Origin of the sequence: Rhodoferax sp. (genome assembly GCF_013297935.1) — a bacterium.
Classification (GTDB): Bacteria; Pseudomonadota; Gammaproteobacteria; order Burkholderiales; family Burkholderiaceae_C; genus Allorhodoferax.
On record NZ_JAAFIX010000008.1, the window covers coordinates 139,602 to 161,114 of the forward strand.

At 59.1% G+C, this 21,513-nt stretch carries 17 protein-coding genes and 2 pseudogenes; 12 read left to right on the plus strand and 7 right to left on the minus strand.

The genetic code is table 11. The features are described 5' to 3' along the window. Nucleotides 1-6 precede the first annotated feature (6 nt). The 3 genes from QZW03_RS12825 to QZW03_RS12835 are packed head-to-tail and all read left to right on the plus strand — an operon-like array spanning nt 7 to nt 2,684. A complete protein-coding gene (locus QZW03_RS12825) occupies nt 7-834 on the plus strand; it encodes an SURF1 family protein (RefSeq protein ID WP_296510394.1) in 828 nt (275 codons plus the stop codon). Continuing rightward, complete coding sequence (locus QZW03_RS12830) at nt 818-2,161, plus strand: ATP-binding protein (protein ID WP_296510395.1); 1,344 nt, start codon at nt 818-820, stop codon at nt 2,159-2,161. Before QZW03_RS12825 ends, QZW03_RS12830 begins: the two co-directional genes overlap by 17 nt. Next, entirely contained in the window at nt 2,151-2,684 is a 534-nt protein-coding gene (locus tag QZW03_RS12835; RefSeq protein ID WP_296510396.1) for a response regulator transcription factor, read from the plus strand. The genes QZW03_RS12830 and QZW03_RS12835 overlap by 11 nt, the downstream gene beginning before the upstream one ends. Nucleotides 2,685-2,769: 85 nt before the next feature. On the opposite strand, the gene QZW03_RS12840 is transcribed toward QZW03_RS12835, so the two are convergent. From QZW03_RS12840 to rsmH, 3 genes are all read right to left on the minus strand, one after another. Then, nucleotides 2,770-4,191 carry an aspartate kinase gene (locus tag QZW03_RS12840; protein ID WP_296510397.1) on the minus strand — a complete coding sequence of 474 codons (1,422 nt, stop codon included), beginning with the start codon at nt 4,189-4,191 and terminating at the stop codon, nt 2,770-2,772. 144 nt (nt 4,192-4,335) lie between these two features. Then, complete coding sequence (locus QZW03_RS12845; RefSeq protein WP_296510398.1) at nt 4,336-7,029, minus strand: bifunctional diguanylate cyclase/phosphodiesterase; 2,694 nt, start codon at nt 7,027-7,029, stop codon at nt 4,336-4,338. A 19-nt stretch (nt 7,030-7,048) separates the two neighbouring features. Then, the gene (gene rsmH, locus QZW03_RS12850; protein WP_296510399.1) at nt 7,049-8,107 is read right to left on the minus strand and encodes a 16S rRNA (cytosine(1402)-N(4))-methyltransferase RsmH; all 1,059 of its coding nucleotides are present in this window, start codon (nt 8,105-8,107) and stop codon (nt 7,049-7,051) included. A 118-nt stretch (nt 8,108-8,225) separates the two neighbouring features. On the opposite strand from rsmH, the gene QZW03_RS12855 reads away from it, so the two are divergent. The 6 genes from QZW03_RS12855 (at nt 8,226) to QZW03_RS12880 (ending at nt 15,037) form a co-directional block, all read left to right on the plus strand. Then, a complete protein-coding gene (locus QZW03_RS12855; protein ID WP_296510400.1) occupies nt 8,226-9,182 on the plus strand; it encodes a calcium/sodium antiporter in 957 nt (318 codons plus the stop codon). 27 nt (nt 9,183-9,209) lie between these two features. Then, nucleotides 9,210-10,460 carry a Na+/H+ antiporter NhaA gene (gene nhaA / locus QZW03_RS12860; protein WP_296510401.1) on the plus strand — a complete coding sequence of 417 codons (1,251 nt, stop codon included), beginning with the start codon at nt 9,210-9,212 and terminating at the stop codon, nt 10,458-10,460. Between the two features lie 252 nt (nt 10,461-10,712). Next, nucleotides 10,713-11,255, plus strand: a complete 543-nt coding sequence (locus tag QZW03_RS12865) for a protocatechuate 3,4-dioxygenase (RefSeq protein ID WP_296510419.1) — start codon at nt 10,713-10,715, stop codon at nt 11,253-11,255. An 18-nt stretch (nt 11,256-11,273) separates the two neighbouring features. After that, nucleotides 11,274-12,299, plus strand: coding sequence for a metal-dependent hydrolase (locus QZW03_RS12870; RefSeq protein ID WP_296510402.1), 1,026 nt, complete (start codon nt 11,274-11,276; stop codon nt 12,297-12,299). Between the two features lie 92 nt (nt 12,300-12,391). Then, nucleotides 12,392-14,128 (plus strand): AMP-binding protein, encoded by a 1,737-nt coding sequence (locus tag QZW03_RS12875; protein WP_296510403.1) that lies wholly within the window; start codon nt 12,392-12,394, stop codon nt 14,126-14,128. Between the two features lie 3 nt (nt 14,129-14,131). Further along, entirely contained in the window at nt 14,132-15,037 is a 906-nt protein-coding gene (locus tag QZW03_RS12880) for a bile acid:sodium symporter family protein (protein WP_296510404.1), read from the plus strand. A 63-nt stretch (nt 15,038-15,100) separates the two neighbouring features. Here the strand turns inward: QZW03_RS12880 and QZW03_RS12885 are convergent, their stop codons facing one another. Together QZW03_RS12885 and QZW03_RS12890 are read right to left on the minus strand one after the other, a co-directional pair. Further along, complete coding sequence (locus QZW03_RS12885) at nt 15,101-16,045, minus strand: GGDEF domain-containing protein (protein ID WP_296510405.1); 945 nt, start codon at nt 16,043-16,045, stop codon at nt 15,101-15,103. A 234-nt stretch (nt 16,046-16,279) separates the two neighbouring features. Further along, nucleotides 16,280-16,591: pseudogene (locus tag QZW03_RS12890) on the minus strand (dihydrolipoyl dehydrogenase); the annotation flags it as partial. 539 nt (nt 16,592-17,130) lie between these two features. On the opposite strand from QZW03_RS12890, the gene QZW03_RS12895 reads away from it, so the two are divergent. Next, entirely contained in the window at nt 17,131-18,156 is a 1,026-nt protein-coding gene (locus tag QZW03_RS12895; protein ID WP_296510406.1) for a hypothetical protein, read from the plus strand. Between the two features lie 192 nt (nt 18,157-18,348). On the opposite strand, the pseudogene QZW03_RS12900 reads toward QZW03_RS12895, so the two are convergent. Then, nucleotides 18,349-19,032 (minus strand): annotated as a pseudogene (locus QZW03_RS12900) (NAD(P)/FAD-dependent oxidoreductase); the annotation flags it as partial. A 107-nt stretch (nt 19,033-19,139) separates the two neighbouring features. On the opposite strand from QZW03_RS12900, the gene QZW03_RS12905 reads away from it, so the two are divergent. Both QZW03_RS12905 and QZW03_RS12910 read left to right on the plus strand, forming a co-directional pair. Further along, complete coding sequence (locus QZW03_RS12905; protein ID WP_296510407.1) at nt 19,140-19,376, plus strand: hypothetical protein; 237 nt, start codon at nt 19,140-19,142, stop codon at nt 19,374-19,376. Nucleotides 19,377-19,379: 3 nt separating this feature from the next. Next, entirely contained in the window at nt 19,380-19,652 is a 273-nt protein-coding gene (locus QZW03_RS12910) for a type II toxin-antitoxin system RelE/ParE family toxin (protein WP_296510408.1), read from the plus strand. A gap of 64 nt (nt 19,653-19,716) precedes the next feature. On the opposite strand, the gene lpdA is transcribed toward QZW03_RS12910, so the two are convergent. Next, the coding region (gene lpdA / locus QZW03_RS12915; RefSeq protein ID WP_296510409.1) for a dihydrolipoyl dehydrogenase at nt 19,717-21,513 on the minus strand (1,797 nt) is incomplete at its 5' end.

Here is a 21,513-nt window from a genome sequence, read left to right on the forward strand (position 1 = left end):
TCCCCCATGGACACACCTCTTGCCCCGCCAATGACCCGTGCGCGTGAGCGTTGGGTTTTGCTGGTGGGAGCAGTCGTGTGTCTGGCCTTGGTGGCAGGGCTGATTCGCCTGGGAATCTGGCAACTCGATCGCAGGGTCTGGAAGCTGGAGCTGATCGACAGGGTGACCCGGCGGCTCGCTGAGGCACCAAGCACCCTGCCCCAGGCAACTCTGTGGTCCGCACTGACCCCGGCAGATTTTGAGTACCTCCATGCCGAAGCGCAAGGCCAGTGGATGCCCGAGAGGACGGTGCTTACCCAAGCCACCACCGTGTTCGGACAGGGTTTCTGGGTGCTGACCCCCCTCGCACTGGCGGACTCCTCCGTCCTGATCGTGAACCGGGGATTTGTTCCCGCCTCCCAGCGCGAGCAGTGGCAAGGTCCCGATGCGGGCCGGACACCCACAGGACTCGTCACTGTGCAGGGTCTGTTACGTAAATCAGAACCCGACGGCGGATTCTTGCGCCACAACGACCCTGCGACTCAACGCTGGTACTCACGCGATGTGGCGGCCATCGCTCTAGCACAAAACCTAAGTGCAGTCGCGCCCTTTTTCTTAGATGCCGGGCTGCCGGACCCATCTCTCATGCGCAACCCGGATGCAACCCTGCCTATGGTTGGCCCATGGCCGAAACCCGGGCTAACCGTCGTGAAGTTCAGCAACAGCCATCTGGTATACGCCCTGACCTGGTTCGGCCTGGCCGCAATGCTCTTGGGAGCTGGAGGGTTTGTGGTCCGTTACGAGCGACGCCTGCGCGGCCAAGGCCACAATACGGCCTATGGACACCCGCGCTAACGCATCCCCCCAAAACCCGCTAAGCCGCCCCGGGTCCAACGATGCCTCCGCAGGTCTGCGAAACCTGCACCAACTGATTCAGCTGCGCTGGATTGCGGCCGCCGGCCAGCTCCTCACCATCCAAGCGACCCACTACAGCCTCGGCATGAAAATCCCGCTGGAGCCTATGCTCGCCATCGTGGGCGCTGTGGCATTTTTCAACCTGGCGTGCCTCATGCGCTGGCACTCACGCCAGCCAGTTTACGAAGTGGAGCTGTTCTTCGGACTGCTGGTCGATGTGGCAGCGCTGACGGCGCAGCTCTACCTCAGCGGCGGTATCAGCAACCCCTTTGTCTTTTTGTACCTGCTTCAGATTGCGGTCGGTGCCATGCTGCTGCGAGGCGGCTATATCGGCTCCATCGTGGTCATAGCATCAGCCTGCGTCGCATTCCTGGCGATGTACAGCATTCCCCTTCCGCTCGCGCCTAATCTCCAGGATGGTCTGGCCAGCCCCTACGTGGTGGGGTTGCTTGTGTGCTTTTTGCTCAATGCGGTCCTGGTGGTGGTGTTCATTACCCGTATCAATAGTAACCTGCGCCGCCGCGATGCCCGCTTAGCCGCGGCCCGCCAGCGCGCAGCAGAAGAAGAGCACATCGTCCGCATGGGGCTGCTGGCCTCAGGCGCGGCCCATGAGCTGGGAACCCCCCTTGCCACACTCGCCGTGATCCTAGGCGACTGGAAACATATGCCCGCTCTGGTGCGCGATCAAGGCCTGAAAGAAGACATTGCTGAAATGGAAGCGCAGGTGCAGCGCTGCAAAAGCATTGTGAGCGGCATTCTGCTGTCCGCGGGTGAGACCCGGGGCGAACACTCCAGCCAGACTACCGTGCGCGAGTTCCTGGACCATTTGGTACGCGAATGGCGCGCCACCCGCTCTGTCGATGCCTTCGAATACGACAACGCCATAGAAGGTGACGACGCCATGGTGGCCGACACCACCCTCGAACAAATGGTTTTCAACGTGCTGGACAATGCCCGCGACGCTTCACCCCAATGGGTTCAGCTGCACGCCAGCCGCGATGCGGATGAACTGCGCATCATCATCACCGACCGGGGACCCGGTTTTGCGCCCGAGGTGTTGGCCCAACTCGGCGTGCCTTACCAGTCCACAAAAGGCCGGCCCGGTGGTGGGCTCGGGCTGTTTTTATCCATGAACGTGGCCCGCACGCTAGGTGGAAGCCTGAGCGCAGAAAACCGACCCGAGGGAGGTGCACAGGTGACCATCACCTTGTCGTTGCCGGACCTCGCATTGCCTGAACCAGAACCCCACGCTGCCGATGGACACTGAACGCCTGCTCCTCATTGTTGAAGACGATGAGGCATTTGCCCGCACTCTGACCCGCTCCTTCGAGAGGCGCGGCTACCGGGTTCTACATGCGGACGGCTTGCCCGGGGTTGACGCCCTGCTGCCCGCCCACACGCCGGCCTTTGCAGTGGTCGACCTCAAGCTCAAGGGCGAAGCCAGTGGTTTGGCCTGCGTGCGCTTGCTGCACGCGCACAGCGAATCCATGCGCATCGTGGTGCTCACGGGGTTTGCCAGCATTGCCACCGCAGTTGAAGCCATCAAGCTCGGCGCAAGCCATTACCTGGCCAAACCCTCGAACACGGATGACATTGAGGCCGCCTTTGGCCAAAGCGAGGGCAATACAGAGGTTGCACTGACCAACCGGTCCAGCTCCATCAAAACCTTGGAATGGGAGCGCATTCACGAAGTGCTGGCCGAAAGTGACTTCAACATCTCAGAAGCCGCCCGCCGCCTGGGCATGCACCGCCGCACCCTGAGCCGCAAGCTCGAAAAGCAACGAGTCTAGCCCTTGAACCAATTTCCAAAAGAAAAAGCCGCGCAGCCCATACAGGGATTGCGCGGCTAGCTACAAAACAAGTAGCACTCCGGTGTTAAACGCAGGGCACAGGAGTCCCAGAGTTCACACACAAGGCCATGTTGAGCGCAATGACGGCGGTTTTGTAGTCCGCCCGCTCAATCACAAACTGCATGTTCACCTGGCGCAGGGTTTGCGACACGCAGTTCACGTTGACCTGCGCGTCGGCCAGAGCTTGAGCGGCCTTGGCCAGCACGCCGGGGATGCCAATGTTGGACCCGATGGTGCACACAATCGCACTGGGCTTGACGGTGACGACCTGGTACAACTCTTCGAGCTCAGCCACGAGCTCTGGCGTGACTTGGTTGTCCCACACCAAATGGGCGATGGAGTTGGCGTTGGTGGCCTTCAGGATGTAGCTGATGTCGTGCTTGCAGAAAACCTGCATCAAGCTGGCGTCAAAGCCCACCGTGCCCACCATGCTGGGGTCGTGAATCTCGATCAGCGTGACCTTGTCGGTGCCAGTCACAATTTCCACGCGCGCTCGCTCGCCCACAAAGTCTTTGGTGATCAGGGTGCCGGGGTGGTCGGGCTCAAAAGTGTTTTTCAAGCGGATTGGGATTCCGGCCAACTCCATAGGCTTGGCGGCCTTGGGGTGGATGGCTTCCATGCCCACGTCGGCCAACTGGTCGGCCACATCGTAGTTGGTCGCACCCACCACAATCGCGTTTTCCAGACCCACGAGGTTGGGGTCGGCAGACGACAAGTGAAACTCCTTGTGGATCACCGCTTCTGCGGGGCGCACTTCGACCGCAATCTTGCTGAAAGTGACTTCGGAGTAGCCGCGGTCAAACTCCCGCATGATGCCTTCGGTGCCCTTGGTGTAGCCGGTAGCCACGATGGCGGTGTTTGCGAGATCGAGATCTTTGAAACTGTGGGCGATGCGTTCATCAATCGTCCAGGCTTCGTTGTCGTCAAAGCCGGCCAAGTCCATCAGCACGGCTTTGACGCCGTTAGCTTTCAAAATCTCCACCGAGTTGAACGCGCTGTGCGACTCGCCGATGGAGGCCAACACCTCGCGGGCGGCCAAGAGCACATCTTTACGGTTCAGGTAACCGCTGGCCAGCACATGTTGCATGGCGCCCAGGTATTCACGGGCTTGGGCGATGCGCTGGTCGATAAAGGCATCCGCCACTGCTAGGGGCAAGCCGATATCGGCATAGCCGGCGTTGAGCTTTTTCAGGCTGGCGGCTAGGCCGGTCAGGGCGTCCTGGTAGCCTTTGCCCTCAGCGAACAAGGCATAAATACCTCGCTCACCCGTTTTTTTGTGCTCCAGCAACTGGTTGGTTACGCCGGAATAAGCAGACACCACGTAAATACGACCGTAGATGCGTGCGGGGTTGTGCAGCATGATGTGGCGCAGCACATCACCAAAGGCGGTCATCGAGGTGCCGCCGATCTTTTCAACAGAGATCTTCGAGGAATGGACGTCTTGCATGGACAAGCTTGGAGTGGGCAAAAAATGAAAAGAACCGGCCGCAAACAAGGGCCGGTAGGGCGATATTCGAAAAGCCCTCTATTTTCGCCTACTTTGTAGATGGCACTTTGACCACCTGCTCCAAGGCAGGTACTTTCGCCCGGCTTACACAGGCCCGGGGACTGTGACGAGCGCTGCCAGCGCATCGGCGCTCACCGGGTGGCTGAAGAAGTAGCCCTGAAAAGACAAGCAACCCAACGCCACCATGGCATCCCGGTGGGCCTGCGTCTCAACACCCTCCGCAATCACGGACAGGCCGAGGGTGTCCGCCAGCACGATCACCATGCGGGCAATCGCGGCGTCGTTGGGATCATGCAAAACGTCGCGCACAAAGCTTTGATCAATCTTGAGCTGGTTCAGTGGCAGCCGCTTGAGGTAAGCCAACGACGAGTAACCTGTGCCAAAGTCATCGAGCGAAAAGCCCACACCGTGCGCCTTCAGCGTCGTCATCTTGGCAATCACCGAGTCCACCTCTTCGATCAGCATGCTCTCGGTTAGCTCGAATTTGAGACGTTGCGGATTGGCTCCGGTTTTCTTCAGCACTTCCAGCACCACCGGCACAAATTCCGGGTCCCTGAACTGGCGCGCACTCACGTTCACCGCCAACTCCAGGCCGACCATTGCAGGCTGGGTGGACCACTCCCGCAACTGCTCGCAAGCGGCCTGCAAAATGCGGGCCCCCAGCGGCAGAATCAGCCCACTGGCTTCCGCCACAGGAATGAACTCTGCCGGTGACACCCGCCCGCGTTGCGGGTGCTGCCACCGGGCCAGTGCCTCTGCACCGGTAATGCGCCCTGCGGCATCCACCTGCGGCTGGTATTCCAGGTACAAGCCTTGGCCGGCCAGGGCACCGCGCAGATCGGTCTCGACTTGCAATCGGGCCGACACCGCAGCCTGCATCAATGGATCAAAGAAGCGGATCGTGTTGCGGCCGGCCGCTTTGGCCTGGTACATGGCGGTGTCCGCGCGTTTGAGCGGCTCATCGATCCCCTCCGGCTGGTCGCCAAACAAGGTCACCCCGATGCTGGGCGTGTTGTGAAAATCAATCTCACCGATGGCGTAGCTCCGGTCCAGTTCGAGCAGAATTTTTTCGGCCACGCCCTCCGCCTGGCTGGCGGCCAGCAACGCATCCGGGGAGAGGTTATCCAACATCACCACAAACTCATCGCCCCCGAGGCGGGACACCGTATCCCCTTCCCGCACCGCTGCGCTTAAGCGATCTGCCACCATCTTCAACAGCAGGTCTCCCTTGTTATGACCATAGGTGTCATTCAGCGACTTGAAGTTATCGAGGTCAATAAACAGCAAGGCAGCCAACCGTTGACTCCGTTGCGCGGCTGACAGTGTCAGCTCCAGCCGGTTCAGCAGGAGCCGACGATTGGGCAAGCCGGTCAAGGCATCAAAAAATGCCAGGCTGTGGATCTGCGCCTCCGCGGCCTTGCGCTCGGTAATGTCCGTCACATAAGCCAGGATGCAGGGCTGCCCCTCGTAATCAATGATCTCGCCGGAAATACTGACATTGCGGATATCCCGGTTCCGGTGCACCCAAGTGGTTTCGTAATCCACCACACTGCCCCGGGCCTTGAGCGCCTCGACCCACTGGATACGCACCTCGGAGTCAGGCCACAGGCGGATATCGAGCGTTGTGCGCCCCAACAACTCTTCGCGGCTCCAGCCAAAATCACGCAGGTATTTCTCGTTGGCCTCGATAAATCGACCTTCGGCGAGACTCGCGATAGACGCAGCTACCGGACTGGACTGAAAAGCGGTCGCAAATTTGCTCTCGGATTCGCGCAAATGGAGCTCGACCAGTTTGCGCGCATGAATGTCCTGGGTAATGCCCATGACCCGGGTGACCGTGCCGCTGCTGTCACGCTCAAACTCTGCTTTTTGCAGCACCCATTTCAGCTGCCCATGAACAGACACCCGGTGTTCGTACTCGAAGTCTGGTGCACTGCGCGCCGCCTGGCGCCAGACGGACTCCACCAACTCCTGCTCATCCAAAGGCGTCAGGGCGAGATACGACGCACGACCCAATACAGTTCCTGCAGGCAGCCCGAAAATCCTGCACGCCTCGTCGGACAGTGTCATGGCGTCGGTGGCGACCAAGTACACCCAACTCCCCACCCCCGCCTGGGCCTGCGCTTTGTGCAACTCCAGCTTGGCCAGCACCAGATCCTGGCTGCGCAAGACCATGCGTGCGTTGCTGAAGTTCAAATCATGCAGCCTACGCTGGTAGGCCTGAACCAAAAAATGCACCAGAACCGCCGCCATCAGGAACACACTGATCTGCACCATGGCATGCAGCCAGGCTGGAGATGCAGCGGAATCCGGGAGCCAGCCATCTTTGGTGGCGAACACGGCAATGATGGTCACAAGCGCCGTCAAGGCAGCCACCCCAAACGCAGCCCGGCTACTGACGAGCCAGCCCAACATGAAAACAATCAGTGGAAATATGTATTGCACTGGCGCGGTCAGGCCGCCACCCACAAACATCATCAGCGCAACGTAAAACCACATCCCCACGCCCAGGATCGCGACCGTGGTCTGAGGTTTACTTTGGTGCAGACTCACCCAACCCGCCAACCCCACCAACAAAATGGACGAGGTCCGCAGCGCGGCAACGGTGCCGCCGGGAATAAAGAAGTAAATGGCCAGTGAAACGGCTACACCGCTGAGAAAGATGGCCGCTACCGCGGCTTTCAGATAGGCAACCGAGGGCTCCCACGTGACCGGGCTGTACACCACTTCGTCACTGGCAGAAGCCGGCGGGGGCTGCGGGGTGGTCTGTGTCTCCATCGATGTTCAAATATATCCCTTAATGCATTGCCCGCACCGCCCAGCGCAATTTGGCGGACGATGAGCGCGGATTGCTCCGCTGCTCATCAAAGGATGCACGGATAGGGTCCGCCGCGACACTGCTGAAAGCGCCGTTGCGTTCGCCCGTCTGAAAACACTTCTTCACGCGCCGATCCTCTCCCGAATGAAAGCTCAAAATCGCCACGCGCCCACCCGGCCTTAAACAAGCCGGCAAATTCCGCAGCATGGTGTCCAGCACGCCGAATTCATCGTTGACTTCGATGCGCAGTGCCTGAAAGGTGCGTTGCAACACCTTTTTGGTCTCTACCAATCTCTCTTCAGCAGGCATGCTGCGCTTGTAGGTGAGCTCCATGGTGGCGCGCACCAAGTCCGCCAGCTGGACTGTCGTTTCGAGGTATTGACCTTGCAAGGCTGCAGCCAGTGGAATCGCAAAGGGTTCGTCAGAGTTGTCGGTCAGCAAATCGCGCAACCGGGGCCGGGTCACACACAGCAGTAGCTCGCTGGCAGACTGGCCTCTACTGGGGTCCAGCCGCAAATCCAACGGCCCATCGGCCCGGAAACTGAAGCCCCGTGCCGGGTTGTCGATTTGCATGGACGACACCCCCAAGTCTGCCAATACAAAGTCAAAACCACCGCCGGCTTGCGGCAACAAGGAAGCCAACTCGCTGAAGTTGGCCCGATGCACGATGAGTGCCTCTTCGCCGAAGCCCAAAGCGCGCAAACGTGCTGTCGTGCGAGGAAGCTCAATGGGGTCTACATCCATGCCGAACACGCGGCCTCCCGGCTGCACCAGCGGCAGCATGGCCCGCGTGTGGCCACCAAACCCGAGCGTGAGATCCAGGCCGGTTTCCCCGGGTACAGGCTTCAGGATCGCGAGGATTTCTTCGACGCAGATGGAGCGGTGCATGCCTGCCGGCGTTTGACCCCGCTGCATAACCTTGTCGACCTCAGCCGCATGGCGGACGGGGTCCAGCTCTTTGTATTTGTCTTCAAACTGGCGGGGGTGGGTGCCAGCGTAACGCACGCGGCGCTTGTGGGGAGGGGTAGCGTCGATCATTGGCCATTATGCAGCCCCCCTCGCTGCAAGCCCTTCTAATTTGCCTTCATACTTCGCCGGTAGGCTTACAGTCCGGAACGAACTCTGTAAGTGAAAGTTATTCTAGAAAGGCGAGAACATGGATTCTTGGATCAATATTGCAATCGGTTTGGTGCTTCTCCTGGTGGGCGGTGAGTTACTGGTGCGTGGGGCGGTGGCTTCTGCCAAGGCGCTGGGCGTATCGCCACTGCTTATCGGTCTGACCTTGGTAGGTTTTGGCACCTCCACTCCCGAACTGGTCACCAGTGTCACAGCAGCACTGAACGGCTCGCCGGGCATCGCGGTGGGCAATGTGGTGGGCTCCAATATTGCCAATATTTTGTTTATTTTGGGACTGTCGGCTCTGATCTACCCGATGGCGGTGAACCCCAAAGGCTTTAAGCGCGATGCGACCATGGTGGTGGCCACTGCAATGGCATGCCTGGCGGCCGTGTTGTACGGGCGTATCGGCATGCTGGTGGGGCTTGCGTTCATTGCGAGTTTGATCACCTACATCGTTTTTGTGTTTGTACAAGAGAAGAACGCCCCCGACGAAGCGGCATTGGTCGCAGAACACCGCGCGGAAGATGCGCCAAAAGGCCCCGGCAGCATGGCTCTGTCTCTGGCGATGGCCGTGGGCGGCATCGCCATTACGATTTTTGGCGCGGGCTATCTGGTCGATGGGGCCATTGCACTGGCCAAAGATCTGGGGGTTTCCGACACCATCATCGGCCTGACCATCGTGGCTGTGGGAACCTCCATGCCTGAACTGGTGACATCGGTCATGGCGGCCATTCGCAAGCATGCCGATGTGGCGTACGGCAACATCATCGGCTCCAACATCTTCAATGTGCTCTTTATATTGGGCAGCACCTCCATCATTGCGCCCATTGACATACCGGGCCAGATCGCAGCGTTCGATATTTGGGTCATGCTGGCTGCCACAGCCCTCTTGGTGTACTTCGCACGGACCGGCGCCAAGTTGCATCGCTGGGAAGGCGGGGTCTTCATCGCTTGCTATGTCGCCTACACCGGCTATCTGATTTCAATCGCCTAAAAGCATTCACTGAGAAAGTTTTCATCCATGGCTGCCCCATCGTCTGATCAAAAGTTTCTGGGTTTCTTGCCGCAAGAGGCGGTGCCCGGCGCCCTGTTGGTGTTTATTGCTGCCCTGGCCATGGTGGTGGTGAACTCCCCCTGGGGCGCTGCCTATCAGTCGACTTTGTCGACCTCGTTCAGCATCGGCCCCACAGGCGGTGGTGTAGAAATGAAGTTGGCCTACTGGATCAAAAATGCGCTGATGGCGCTGTTCTTTTTCTTCGTAGGCCTTGAACTCAAAAGAGAAATGCTGGAAGGGCAGCTATCGAACCCGAAAGCCGCTCTATTGCCCGTGCTGGCGGCCGCGGGCGGCATGGCGGCACCGGCGCTGATTTATGGGGCATTTGCCGGCAGCGCAGGCTTTGGAAAGGGCTGGGCCATTCCGGCCGCAACGGATATTGCTTTTGCCCTGGGGGTGCTCTCGCTTCTAGGAAATCGGGTTCCCCCTGCCCTAAAGGCGTTTCTACTCGCTGTTGCTGTGGTGGACGACTTGGGCGCCATCTTGATCGTCGCGTTTTTCTACACCGAACAGGTCTTGAGTCAGTACCTGTTCATGGCAGTCGGCGTGTCCGCGGTGCTTTTGGTGATGAACCGTTTGAAGCTCGCGTCCATAGGCTTGTATGTTCTGGTGGGCATGGTTCTGTGGGTCGTGATGTACAGGTCAGGTATCAGCCCGACGATTGGCGGCGTCATTGTGGCCGCTTGTGTGCCCTTGAAAGACAAAGCTGGCCACAGCCCCCTGCATGAGGCTGAACACGCATTCCGGCCCTGGGTGCTGTTCGGCATCATGCCGGTGTTTGCGTTCGCCAATGCAGGCATCAGTCTGGATGGCGCTAGCGCTTACCTCACGCATCCGATCACCCTCGGTGCGGCATTAGGCTTGGCCGTAGGCAAACCATTGGGCATCGGACTCATGACCTATCTGGGTGCCATGTTGATGCGCGCCAATAAACCGGGAAATCTGATGCAGATCATAGGTGTGGGCTGCATAGCAGGCGTAGGCTTCACCATGAGTCTGTTTGTGGGTGCATTGGCATTTACAGACCCTGTGCTTGCCACTCCGGTGCGCCTGGGGGTGTACGCGGGCTCCATCGTTTCTGCGCTAGTGGGATTGGTCATTCTTACTTACAGCTTGCCTAAAACCGCCAGCATGCTGCCCGGCGAAACCGAAGACCCGACGCGTCCCTTCATATTGGCAGAACCGCAATACGAAGCCTACGAAAAAGCGAAACCTTGATGGTGCCTGGCTCGTACCAGTGCCCCCAGACCTGCTGACTGTGTGCTGGGGGCAGAGTGGAACTTTTGTGGATTGGCGGATTCCGATAGTCATCGTCTGACTTCTGCAACGCCTGGCTACTTATAGGCTGACCAGACTTTTTCAATGGAACCCTTCATGCCGCACGCACCGCTGCCCACCCGCCGCTCGCTTCTGGCCTCAGGCACCACATGGATGGCCCTAGCGGGCACCTCTGGGTGGCTCAGCCCCGCGATGGCCCAGACTGCCCTGCGCCCGACCCCCAAGCAGACTGAAGGGCCTTTTTATCCCATTGCACTACCCAGAGACCATGACTTTGACCTGCTGCGCAACGGCAGTGCAACGTACAGCAAAGGACAGATCGCGTGGGTGGAAGGCCAGGTCACCGATACCCACGGTGCACCGGTGTCAGGGGCCGTTGTCGAAATCTGGCAATGTGACCACGAGGGCAACTACCACCACCCACGGGACGGTGGTAAGGCAGACCCAGCCTTTCAAGGGTTTGGCAAAGTGATGGTCGGCAAGGATGGCCGATACCGGTTTCGCACTATGAAGCCACAGCCGTACACCGGGCGCACTCCGCATATCCATGTAAAAGTCATTCTGGATCGTAAGGAGCTCCTTACGACGCAGCTTTATGTCGCAGGCGATCCTGGTAACGACCGTGACTCCCTATGGCGACGCCTCGATATGCAAGAGCGGGCAGCCCTCACCCGGGTGTTTGCGCCTTCTGCAGAGGGTGTGCGTGCTGATTTCCCTATCGTTGTTCAGGCCTGAGCGGCCCAGCCGTCAACGATGGACTCTCTGACCCAAGTGGCACTCGGCTCGGCCGTGTGCGTGGCCATAATCGGCCAGCGTGCTGCGGCCTGGAGAGCGGTGCTTTGGGGCGCAGTGGCCGGTACCCTGCCTGACCTCGATGCACTCATTGACCACGGCGATGCGGTACTCAACATGGTGTTGCACCGAGCAGAAAGTCACTCCTTGTTCTACCTCAGTGTCGCAGCACCGGTGCTGGCTTGGATCGCGGCAAATGGGCACCATTTTTCGCGATGGTGGCAGGCACTCTGGCTGGTGCTCATCACGCACCCACTACTCGACACCATGACAATTTACGGTACGCAATTGCTGCAGCCGTTTTCAAACTACCCTTTCGGCCTCGGTAGCATGTTCATTGTGGACCCGGCATACACCTTGCCCTTGATCATTGGCGTGCTGGCAGCTTGGCGGAGCAAAGATAAGGTCCGCGGTTTGCGTTGGAATTCATTCGGCCTGGCTTTTTCTACGCTGTATCTTGGGTGGAGCCTGATAGGCCAACATCAGGTGGAACAATTGGCCCGCACTTCGCTGAAAGAGCTTGGCGTATCGGCGCAGCGGGTGCTCGTGACCCCTGCGCCGTTGCAAACCGTGCTCTGGAGAGTAGTGGCCATCCCGGATGACCCGGCAGACCCGGTGTATCACGAAGCGTATGTGTCTCTATGGGATGGGCCGCGTCCGCTACGTTGGATGCACCATGCACGTGGCAGTGACCTGCTCGAAGAACATGCGGCAGCACCACACGTGGAGAGACTCAGCGCATTTACCCATGGGTTTGTTAAAGCCGCAGTGTCACCTGAGGGACAGTTGCGAATCACCGATCTGCGCATGGGGCAAGAGCCTGACTATGTGTTCAGTTTTGATATCGGGCCGCTCGATGCGGTGGGACAAGCACCAGCGACCCAGATCAGCTCCCGCCCTCCCATCAGGCCGGCTCTGAGCTGGATCGGTAAGCGCATGCTGGGCCACGACATCCCTCAGCCTTGGTACAGCTTGCCTCGCCAGTGAGTGCTCCAGCACACACTTTTGTGCATAGGCATCGGCCTGCACATTGAAGGGTTTACCGGACGGATTCGGTCGAAACTGAATACTATCCGCCCATGAGCGCAAACACCTCCCCCTACCTCTTCAAGCCTTGGTTGGGCCACTACGGCCAGACCATACCCGTTAAGCTGCCGCCGCCCACCGCCCGCAGTTTGGCGGAGATGGCCTCTTTGGCAGGCCACAGATTCGCCAAACAGACCGCGTTCACTTGCGTGATGCCCAACGGAATGTACGGCTCGCTGCGGTACGACGAACTAGAGCGCATGAGCGACGCCTTTGCACACTACTTGCGACAAGTGTGCAAGCTCGAGCAAGGCGACCGAGTAGCAGTGCAAATGCCCAACTGCCTGAGCTACCCGGTGGTCGTGCTGGGTATTCTGAAGGCAGGGTGCGTGGTGGTGAACACCAATCCTCTCTACACGTCCGGCGAAATGGCGCACCAGTTCAAGGACAGCGGGGCCAAAGTGCTGGTAATTGTCGACCTGTTTGCCGACAAGCTCGAAGCCATCTTGGGGCAAACACAAATTCAGCATGTGGTTATGACGCGCGTGCCGGAGTTCTTTCCGCCGGTGGTGCAGCCTATCGTCTATGGCGTGATGAAGTACTGGAGCCGCCTCATTCCGGCGCACGGCTTACAGATAACACGCCTGCCAGAAGCACTCAAGCAAGGCACGCAGGCTGATGACCGAGACGCCAAAGCTTATTGGCAAGACTTGAACCACGACAGCCTAGCACTGCTCCAATACACCGGTGGTACTACCGGCGTAGCCAAGGGAGCGATGCTGACACATGGCAATCTTTTGTGGAACGTGCAGCAGATGCTGGGTATGTGCAATAGCCATATCGAAGAAGGTAAAGAAGTTGTTCTCACGGCCTTGCCGCTCTATCACATCTTTGCTTTCACCGTGAACTTCCTGTCGATGTACCGCATGGGCGCGATGAACGTGCTGGTGCCGTCGCCACGGCCAATCCAGAACCTGCAGCGCGCCATTGAGAACTACAAAATCACCTGGATCACCGGCGTCAATACCCTTTACAACGCCTTATTGGGCGAGGAATGGTTTACAGCCTTCCCGCCTAAGCACCTCAAGGCCGCCGGCGGCGGCGGTGCTGCCATGCACCACGCAGTGGTCGAACGCTTTGAGAAGGTCACAGGCGCACCCTTAGTAGAAGGCTATGGTCTGACCGAATCGAGTCCGGTCGCTTGCTTCCAGCCCCTGTCCACGGGCCGCCGGGTCGATACGATCGGCATCCCCGTTCCAGAAACCGAAATCCGCCTGGTCGACGACAACGGAGTCGATGTGCCGATTGGCCAGCCTGGCGAACTTCTCATCAAGGGGCCGCAGGTCATGCAAGGCTACTGGCGACAACCGGAGGCGACCGCTGATGTCATCAAAAACGGCTGGCTCTGCACCGGAGATGTGGCGGTGATGAGCGATGACGGCACTTTTAAGATCGTTGACCGGAAGAAGGACATGATCCTAGTCAGCGGATTCAATGTGTATCCCAACGAAATCGAGGACGCACTCACCAAACACGATGGCGTGATGGAGGCTGCCGTCATCGGTGTACCCGACGCCAAGACCGGAGAAGCTGTGCGTGCCTATGTGGTGAAGCGCGACCCGACCGTCAGCACCGAGGCCTTACTGCAGCACTGCCGTAGCCTCCTCACGGCCTACAAGGTGCCAGTACGCATTGATTTCCGTGAGGAGCTACCCAAGACACCGATCGGCAAGATCCTTCGCAAAGACCTGCGCGCCGAAGTTTTGGCCGACATCCAAAAGAAAGGCTAACCCATGCTCTCTGACTTCGAAACCCAGCTTCTCAGTGTGATGATGATGGTCATTATGTTGGGCATGGGGGCCAGCCTGACCTTCAAGGACTTTGCCATCTCGTTGCGCAAGCCCACCGGCGTGGCTATCGGCCTAGTAACAACCTACCTGCTGACACCTATCGTAGGCGTGACCCTGGCGACCATGCTGCAATTGCCACCCGCCTATGCCATTGGCCTGATCCTGATGGCCTGCCTTCCGGGTGGCACAACCAGCAACATATTCAACTACTTTAGCAAGGGCGTGCTCAGCCTGTCGTTGTTGATGACTATTGTCTCGACCCTGTTTGCAGTAGTGCTGGTACCCGTCACCTTGGGTTTCTTCTCCCAAGGAATAGAGGGTGAGTGGCGCATTCCGCCAGAGAATGTCGCCAGAGTGCTGTTCGTGCTCCTGGTGCCCACGTTGATTGGAATGCTGCTACGCAAGCTCAACGCCAATGTAGGTGCAGTGATTGAGATGATCGGTGGGTTGTTGGGCGTCGTCGTCATCCTCTTCCTCATCGTTTCCTGGGTCCCACGCAATTACCAGTTGCTGTTGACAACTTCTTGGCAGATCTACTTCGGCGCCATTGGTCTAGGGGTATTCGGGTTTGCCGTTGGTTACGGCTTTGCAAGACTGATGCGTCAGGACAAGCGCCGCGCTCGGACCATTGCATTGGAAACCGGTATTCAGAACGGCCCCTTAGGCGTGCTTATCGTGCTGCTTACTTTCACCGGCGTGCAACAGCAGGAAGTACTGTTGATTCCGGTGCTCTATTCGCTCTTCATCGTGCTGACCAGTTCAGCGCTAACCGTTTGGTTTCGAAAAATTTCGGCAGCCGAAGATCTGGCTCGGGACAACGCCAAAATCGGAGCGCTTACGCGCACCTGAGACCACTCCCATGTCAGCACCGGTGTATTGCACTTACAGCGGCACTTAGGTTCTATGCCCCAGTCAGAAACGTACGCAATTGCGACCTGCGTTTTTGGCGGCATAGAGCCTAGAGTCGGCCGCAGCCACCAGCGCTTGGGGCGTTGAAAAGGCATCGCTTACGGCTACGCCAATTGACACCGTGATGCCAGGCAACTTGTCGCCGCTGGGCGACACCACTGGCGCAGCTCGCGTGGCATCCGATATGCGTTGCGCTGTGGAAATAGCCTCAGGCAGTGTCGTATTGGGCAGCAAGACCAAAAATTCTTCACCGCCGTAGCGGGTTGCAAAGTCATAGGGCCGCACCGTGGTCTTCAACACATTGCTCAAAGCAACCAAGGCTTGGTCACCCCCTTGGTGTCCGTGTGTATCGTTGTACTGTTTGAAATGGTCAGCATCGATCAACAAGACGCCCAAGCCCTTCTGCGCCTTTACCGACTGCTCCAGCAGACGCCCTATTGCGTTGTCCAGCCAGCGCCGGTTGTAGAGCCCGGTCAGTGCATCCACGTCGACATGGTCGGTGAGTTCCTGGATCTGCCAGCGGTCCCGAACGATGCGATGCGTGTTTTCCTTTAGCCAACGCGTCAGCAGCCGCAACAGATTACCCGCCACGGAATGGCTATCGGCAACCATGTCCTGAATCAGATCCCTGTGGATTTTAAAAACTCGGCTCGGGACCTTGGCCACCACATAGGCAGACGGACGCGTGTCATCAATCACTGACATCTCCCCCACAGACCCACCCGGCGCAACCTCGCGGATGGCCGGTGAATCCAGCGATTCGAAATGAATCTCCAGAGCGCCACTCAACACCAGGTAAACATGCGCGTTGTCCTCGTCCGGCGTAAGTAACACCTCACCCGCCGCCAGCAACTGCGGGGTTGCATGCCCGGCCACCTGCACCAAAATTGCTTCGGGCAGGTTGGACAACAATTCTGTTTTGGCTAGTTCCTGGATCAGGGAGGTCATGGGTTGGCTCAGCTCGCTCAATACACCTACATGCATACGGCGTGAATTACGACGACTCGCTGCTATTGTCGGTCACTAGGGTGCGCTTGTACTCCCTACGCGGGTTGACAGTTGGCTGGCGGCTAGGCCGGCCATTGCGTGGGCATACATCAACATCACACAGAACATAAAAAAGCCGCGCAGCCCTCACGGAATATGCGCGGACCGCTACTGAATCAGTAGCAGTTTGAGGGCTTAATTCTTCGCCGGCGGAACGTCCGTGCAACTGCCGTGTGCAATCTCCGCCGCCATGCCAATGCTCTCGCCCAGCGTGGGGGGCGGGTGAATGGTCTTGCCGATGTCCACGGCGTCCGCGCCCATCTCAATCGCCAGCGCGATCTCGCCAATCATGTCGCCCGCGTAGGTGCCGACCACGCCGCCGCCCCGGATCATGCGGTGGCCGTGGGCTTCGGGGGAGTCATCAAACAGTAGTTTGGTGACGGCTTGTTAGCGGCCATTGGCAATTGCACGGCCGGTTACAGTCCATGGGAACAGGCCCTTCTTTACTGACCTCTCTGTGAAGATGTCTTGTGTATCAAGGTTCCAAAGCAATCTACCCACGAGGTGTTAAAAGTGGGCAATTGGGCTTATGGGGCTGAGTTTCCCTCCCTAGGTGTGATCGCCGGCCATACACAATTACATGTATGTATTTTATTTCTTCATTTGTTCTCTCCTTTGCGGTCGGTATAGCGGCTGTGGCGGCAATGGCGCTTGTGGTGGTGGCCGCCTCGCTGGCGGTGGGCGGGTGGTTGCTAGTAGTGATTGAGGCTGGCTTTGGTGGATCGGCCTGGTGGGCACGGCTGTTGGTGGTGGGTAGTGTGTTAGCGGCCTTGGGGGCTGCAGCGCTATTAGGTCGGCTGATGCGGCGCAGGGTATTACCGCCCTTGCGGGCCCTCATAACTGGAAGCGGTGCGGGCTGGCTTGGCATGGTCACTGGCGCGTCGCTTGGCTTGTTCTTGGGCGCTTGGTTAGTGCCTGAACCAATCGCGTCGAGTGCGCGGGATTTTTTAACCGGGGAAAGTGCGCGACAGCGCGTTGAGCGGCCAGTGACACAAGCGATAAAGCAGCGCTTGGAGTTGTTGCTGGCAGCGCACCCCGAGGGGCCTGAGGCCGCGTTGATTGCCGCCGTAGACCGCACGGCCACCCCCGTACCAAGGCCTGGGCGGCAGTTGGACGATGCAGACCTGCAAGCCCGTCTGGATGCGCTCCAGCAGCTGCTGCCCACCATTCCGCCGGGTTGGCAGACCGTAGTGCTGGGAACTATGGCCGAGATTCAGCGTGGGCACATTGCAGGCCCAACCACCCAGGGGCCGTTGGCAAAAGCGCAACTGGAGGCAAGCCGTACCGGTAGCCGCGCCATGCTGATATTGCATGCGCAACTGCAAGAGCAAATTGCACACTACGCGGAGAAGGCAGAGGAGACCGCCCTAGCTGATGCTGCTTGGCAGCGCGCACTGCAGGCCTATATTGCAGCTGGGGCTGCATTTGATGTAGCCCGCTTCTATGACGAGACGCTACCCCAGCGACTGCGCAATGTACCAATACCGGTGTTGTCAGTAGCATCGAGCCCGTCGGTAGATGCAGTATTGGCACAGCGCCTTGAGTCCTTTGCGCGAGCCCTGGGCGACGACATGGCATGGGATAGTGCTCGGCCTGGCGCGCGGGACTTGGCTTTAGTTGCTGCATTGGTGGCCCTGGAACTTTCCCCTGCGCCCAGTGCCATTGCAGGGATCAACCCCGCACAGCGTTGGGTGCAGTCACCTTGGGCGCTCGCTCGCTGGATATTGGCACTGCGCCATGCACGAGGTGACTGCATGGCGGCCCTGGAGCTATCGGATGCTCTGGGTCATCGCCGCCGTATTTTGGTTAACGCATCTGACACGACCGCCTCTGAACTTGATTTAGCTTGGGCCACGGCTTGGATGGAAGCCGCTGGTGCCTGTGCCAGCACGGAAAATGAGCGCGCCCAAGTGCAGATGCGAAAATCAGAGTTGGCCTACTTGCGTTTCGCCCCAGGCGCACTCGAGGCCGCGCGCACTGGCGTAGCGACGACGGTGGCGGGCTTGCGTTGACTGCGTTGACTGCGTCTTAACGATTGATGTTCAACCTCAGCTAAGTTTCATTCACGTCTAAAGTGTGTCTTAGCACTTGATGTTGGCAACCTCTGTTAGGGATCCAGACTCAAGCCATTACCTGTCCGCCAGACAGCAAAAGGCCCAAGCAGTAACCTTTTCAGGCCTTGTTTGCAGTGATTGCAGGAAGGCTTACTTTTTTGCAGGCGGCACATCCGTGCAACTGCCGTGCGCAATCTCCGCCGCCAAGCCAACGGATTCTCCAAGGGTTGGATGCGGGTGGATCGTTTTGCCAATATCCACCGCGTCCGCACCCACCTCAATGGCCAGCGCAATCTCGCCAATCATGTCGCCCGCGTGGGTGCCGACCATGCCGCCGCCCAGGATCTTGCCATGGCCGTGTGCTTCTGGGGAAGCATCAAACAGCAGCTTGGTCACGCCTTCGTCGCGGCCATTGGCTATGGCACGGCCGGATGCGGTCCAGGGGAACAAGCCCTTCTTGACCTTGATGCCTTGGGCTTTGGCTTGGTCTTCGGTGAGGCCCACCCAGGCCACTTCGGGGTCGGTGTGGGCCACGCTGGGGATGACTCTTGCGTTGAAAGCGGCCGCAGCCAGCTCTTTGTTGCCTTGCAGTTAACCGGCAATCACTTCGGCTGCCACATGCGCTTCGTGCACCGCCTTGTGCGCCAGCATGGGTTGGCCCACGATGTCGCCGATGACGAAGATGTGGGGCACGTTGGTGCGCATCTGGATGTCAACGTTGATGAAGCCACGGTCCGTGACGGCCACACCGGCCTTGTCGGCGCTGATCTTCTTGCCATTGGGCGTAAGGCCTACGGCTTGCAGGACCAGGTCGTAAGTTTGCGGCTCAGGGGCAGCAACGACTTCTGGCTCAAGGTCGCGACAACATGCAGCAGAGCTTGACCCATCGATTGTGAAGCGGATAATGCACTGTATTACAAGTAATCCAGAGAGTTACAGCCATGACTGCCAAGACCATCAATGTGCGCCTTCCCGAGACGCTGTACAACCAGATTGAAGCGCTATCCAAGGCCACAGCTCGAACCAAGAGTTTCTTGGCAATCGACGCGTTAACGACCTACGTGCAAAACGAAGCATGGCAAATTCGTGACATTGAAGCCGGCATCCAGGAGGCCGACGCCGGCGAATTCGCCTCAGACCAAGAAGTCAAGGCGGTGTTTGACAAGCATGGTGCTTGATTGATGACCATCAAATGGACCAGGATGGCCCTCCGATCGGTCGATGAAATTGCCAGCTACATCGCCCAAGACAACCCAACTCGGGCGACTAGGTTCGTACGGGAGCTTCAAAGTGCGGTGACCAAACTGCAGGACCACCCAGGCATGGGCCGGGCGGGCCGGGTTCCCGGTACGCGTGAACTGGTCTTGAACAAGAACTACATCGCCATTTACCGCGTGCGTGGCGACGATGTAGAAATCTTGCGGTTGCACCACGTCGCTAGAAAAATTCAGTAAGAAAGCCGCGCAGCCCTGACAGAATCTGCGCGGCCAGCTACTGAATCAGTAGCAGTTTGAAGGCTTACTTCTTCGCCGGCGGCACATCCGTGCAACTGCCATGCGCAATCTCCGCCGCCATGCCGATGCTTTCGCCCAGCGTGGGGTGCGGATGGATGGTCTTGCCGATGTCTACCGCATCTGCACCCATCTCAATCGCTAGCGCAATCTCGCCGATCATGTCGCCCGCGTGGGTGCCGACCATGCCGCCGCCCAGGATCTTGCCGTGGCCGTGCGCTTCGGGGGAGTCATCAAACAGTAGCTTGGTAACGCCTTCGTCGCGGCCATTGGCAATGGCGCGGCCCGATGCGGTCCAGGGGAACAGGCCCTTCTTGACCTTGATGCCTTGGGCCTTGGCCTGGTCTTCGGTGAGGCCCACCCAGGCCACCTCGGGGTCGGTGTAGGCCACGGATGGAATGACGCGAGCGTTGAAGGCGGCCGCAGCCAGCTCCTTGTTGCCCTGCAATTCACCGGCAATCACTTCAGCCGCCACGTGCGCCTCATGCACCGCCTTGTGCGCCAGCATGGGCTGGCCCACGATGTCGCCGATGGCGAAGATGTGCGGCACATTGGTGCGCATCTGGATGTCGACGTTGATGAAGCCACGGTCTGTGACGGCCACACCAGCCTTCTCGGCGCTGACCTTCTTGCCGTTGGGCGTGCGGCCCACGGCTTGCAGGACCAGGTCGTAGACCTGCGGTGCGGGGGCGGTGCCGCCCTCTTCCGCCGGCGCAAACGTCACCTCGATGCCTTCGGGCAAGGCGCGTGCGGACACGGTCTTGGTCTTGAGCATGATGTTGTCGAAGCGCTTGGCGTTCATCTTTTGCCAGATCTTGACCAGGTCGCGGTCAGCGCCCTGCATCAGGCCGTCCATCATTTCCACCACATCCAGGCGGGCGCCCAGCGTGCTGTAGACGGTGCCCATTTCCAGGCCGATGATGCCGCCGCCCAAGATCAACATGCGCTTGGGAACTTCCTTGAGCGCCAAGGCGCCGGTGGAGTCCACGACGCGCGGGTCGTTGGGCATGAAGGGCAAGCGCACGGCTTGCGAGCCGGCTGCGATGATGGCGCGCTTGAAGGCGATGACCTTCTTGCTGCCGGTCTTTTCTTGGGCGGCTCCGGAGGTTTCTTCCACTTCAAGGTGGTTGGCACCCACAAAGTTGCCGTAGCCACGCACGGTGGTGACCTTGCGCATTTTGGCCATAGCAGCCAGGCCGCCGGTCAACTTGCCGATGACCTTTTCCTTGTGGCCGCGCAGCTTGTCGATGTTGACCACAGGCGCACCGAAGTCCACGCCCAGGTCGGCCATGTGGCTGACTTCGTCCATGACGGCTGCTACGTGCAGCAAGGCCTTGGAGGGGATGCAACCCACGTTCAAGCACACGCCGCCCAGGGTGGCGTAGCGCTCGACCACAATGACCTTGAGCCCCAAATCTGCCGCGCGGAAAGCCGCGGAGTAACCGCCGGGGCCGCCGCCGATAACGACCAGGTCGCACTCCAAATCCGCACTGCCACCGAAGCTGCTGGCCACTGGGGCCACAGCAGCAGGCGCTACAGAAACAGGAGCTGCTGGCGCAGACGCTGCGGGGGCTGGAGCCGATTTTGACTCAGAAACTGCGCCTGCAGCCTCCAACATCACCACTACCGAGCCTTGCTTCACCTTGTCGCCGATTTTGACCTTGAGTTCGGTCACCACGCCGCCGTGGCTGGCCGGGATCTCCATGGAGGCCTTGTCGGACTCCACGGTGATCAGGCTTTGCTCGGGCTTGATGGTGTCGCCCACTTTAACCAGCAGTTCGATGACCGCGACTTCGTCGAAGTC